General features: G+C 69.4%; 2 protein-coding genes. Both read left to right on the top strand.

The window, feature by feature from the left end; translation table 11 throughout:
• Window positions 1-320: LemA family protein (locus tag ACDELDRAFT_RS22810; RefSeq protein ID WP_040330804.1), on the top strand; the 320-nt coding region annotated here is incomplete at its 5' end.
• 36 nt (window positions 321-356) lie between these two features.
• Window positions 357-1,135 (top strand): M48 family metalloprotease (locus ACDELDRAFT_RS22805; RefSeq protein ID WP_005801485.1); only part of this gene is annotated, 779 nt, incomplete at its 3' end.

Here is a 1,135-nt window from a genome sequence, read left to right as displayed (position 1 = left end):
GTGCCAGCGCCATGGGCGCGCTGGCGGTGGCCGAACAGGCGCTGGGCGGCAGCCTGGGCCGCCTGATGGCCGTGGCCGAGAGCTATCCCGACCTCAAGGCCGACGCCACCATGCAGTCGCTCAGCGAAGAACTCACCAGTACCGAGAACCGCCTGGGTTTTGCGCGCCAGGCCTACAACGATCAGGTGCTTGAATTCAACGACGAGGCCGCGCAGTTTCCGGCCCTGGTGGTGGCACGCCTGTTGGGCTTTCCCACCGCGCCCATGCTCGAAGCCACGCGCAGCGAGGCCGAGCGCGCGGCGCCCCGCGTTCAGTTCTGATGGGCGCGTGCGTCCGGGCGTTTTCACGCTGATCCGATGAAGTTCTGGGACCACCAGCACAGCGCCCGCAGCGAAACCCGCCGCCTGCTGCTGGCCTTCGCGCTGGCCGTGGCCGTTCTGGTGGTGGCCGTTCACCTGGCGCTGGTGGTGGCGTGGCTGCTCATGGTGGCGGTGCTGCCGGTGCGCCTGCCGTTTCCGGCCGGCTTCCTGGCGGTGAACGTGGGGGTGTCGCTGATGCTGGTGCTGGGCGGCTGGTGGGTGGAAACCTCCAACCTGCGCGCTGGCGGTGTGAAGCTGGCGCAGCGCGTCGGGGCGCGCGAGGCCCGGCCCAGCGTGTCGCATGCCGAGCAGCGCCTGTGCAACATCGTTCATGAACTGTGCATTGCCGCCCACATGCCGCAGCCGCAGATCATGGTGCTGCCGCGCACCGGCGCCATCAACGCCTTTGCCGCCGGATGGGATGCCAGCGATGCCGTGGTGGCGGTCACCCAGGGGGCGCTCGACCATCTCACGCGCGAAGAACTGCAGGGCATGGTGGCCCACGAGCTCAGCCATCTGCACGAGGGCGACACGCGCCTGAAGATGCGCCTGGCGGGCATGGTCTACGGGCTGGAGCTGGTCTACAACTTTGGCGACGAGGTGCGCGAGCGGCGGGGGCTGGCATGGCTGTTTGGCTCGGCCATCATGCTGGCGGGTTTCGCCGGTTGGCTGGCCGGCCGCATGCTGAAAGCGGCCGTATCGCGCCAGCGCGAATACCTGGCCGATGCCCGAGCGGTGCAATGGACGCGCAGCCGCGACGGCCTGGGCGGCGTGCT

This window comes from Acidovorax delafieldii 2AN (assembly GCF_000175235.1).
In the GTDB taxonomy this organism is placed as follows: Bacteria; Pseudomonadota; Gammaproteobacteria; order Burkholderiales; family Burkholderiaceae_C; genus Acidovorax; species Acidovorax delafieldii_B.
The sequence above is the reverse complement of the archived record's forward strand: the minus strand, read 5'-3'. Positions and strand labels throughout refer to the sequence as shown.